Origin of the sequence: Streptomyces sp. NRRL S-495 (genome assembly GCF_000966955.1) — a bacterium.
Classification (GTDB): Bacteria; Actinomycetota; Actinomycetes; order Streptomycetales; family Streptomycetaceae; genus Kitasatospora; species Kitasatospora purpeofusca.
Window position 1 is genome coordinate 1 of the sequence record NZ_JZWY01000154.1, and the last position, 1,597, is coordinate 1,597.

Below are 1,597 nucleotides of genomic sequence, written 5' to 3' on the forward strand. Positions count from 1 at the left end.
CGCCGATCGTGGTGGTCGGCTCCACCGGCGACGCGGCCACACCGTACGCCAACGCCGAGAAGCTCGCCGCCCAGTTGGGCAACGCGGTGCTGCTCACCCGCGAGGGCGAGGGGCACACCGGGTACGGGCACAGCGCGTGCATCCGGGACGCCGTGCACTCCTACCTCGTCGACGGCACCGTGCCGGCCGCCGGGACGCGCTGCGCGACCGACCCGGCACGGTGAGCTGACGCGACGGAGGGCGGGGCGCCGTTGGCCGGGTGATCGTCGAGTGATATTCGTGTGCGGTGGACTCGATGACGACCCGGCTCTCGCGACGTGCCCTGCCCGCCGTCGCCGCGGCGGTGCTGCTGGCGGCCTGTACCGGCGGGGGCGGCTCCACCGGTGCGGGCGCCTCCGGCGTGGAGAGTGTCGCCGCGGCCGAGGCCGCGCAGTCGGCCCCGGACCCGGCGCTCCGCTCGTTCTACGGCCAGAAGCTCGCCTGGGCGGCCTGCAAGGGCGCCCCGAGGACCGAGGGGGTCGACCCGGCGACGGTGCGGTGCGCGACCCTCAAGGTGCCGCTGGACTACGCCGATCCGTCCGGCGCCACCCTCGACGTGGCGGTGGCCCGGGTCGGCGCCGCCGAGCCCGCGCAGCGGGCCGGGTCGCTCCTGGTCAACCCGGGCGGGCCGGGCAACAGCGGTGTCGACGCCGTCCTCGGCGGCCAGCGCGACTACGACGGTCCGCTGCGCGACCACTACGACATCGTCGGCTTCGACCCCCGGGCCACCGGCCGCAGTGCCCCGGTCAACTGCCTGGACGACCGGGCCCGGGACAGCTGGCTCACCACCGACACCCCCGGGCCGGAGCACGGCAAGCTGCTCGCGGACGCCTGCCGCGCCAAGTACGGCACGCTGCTGGAACACGTCGGCACCCGCGACACCGCGCGCGACATGGACGTGCTGCGCGCGGCGCTCGGCGACCCCAAGCTGAACTACCTGGGCCTGTCCTACGGGACCTACCTCGGCAGCGTCTACGCCGAGGAGTTCCCGGCCCGGGTCGGCCGACTGGTGCTGGACGGCGCGATCGACCCGGCCAAACCGATCGCCGAGACCAACATCGAGCAGTACGCGGGCTTCGACCGCTCGCTGCGCGCCTTCGCCGCCCACTGCGCCCAGCAGGCGCAGTGCCCGTTCGGCAAGGACCCGGACAAGGCGGCCGGGCGGGCCGCCGACTTCCTCGACGGGCTGAAGCGGAAGCCGCTCACCACCACCGGCGGCCGGGTCCTCACCTCCGCCGCCGCCTGGGCGGGCGTGATGGACGCCCTCTACGGCGACGAGGGCGGCTGGGACGGCCTGGCCGCCGCCATCGGCCGGGCCATGAACCAGGGCGACGGCGACTATCTGCTCGCCTACGCCGACTCCTACAACAAGCGTGGCGGGGACGGCCGTTACGGCGCCGCCGCCGACGCCTACACGGCGATCTACTGCGCCGACGGGGCCACCGACGTCCCGACCGGGGACGCGCTGCGGGACGCCTACGCCCGGATGGCCGCCAGGGCCCCGCTGATCAGTCGTCACGAGCCGGCGGCGACGCTGTTCGACCCGGACTGCCGGAGC

The 1,597-nt window shown here is 75.2% G+C and carries 2 protein-coding genes; both read left to right on the forward strand.

Annotated elements, in window-relative coordinates; all coding sequences use genetic code 11:
- Nucleotides 1-224, forward strand: a 224-nt coding sequence (locus tag VR45_RS10515) for an alpha/beta hydrolase (protein WP_045939429.1), incomplete at its 5' end; no start/stop codon positions are given.
- A 71-nt stretch (nucleotides 225-295) separates the two neighbouring features.
- The coding region (locus VR45_RS10520) for an alpha/beta fold hydrolase (protein ID WP_234325923.1) at nucleotides 296-1,597 on the forward strand (1,302 nt) is incomplete at its 3' end.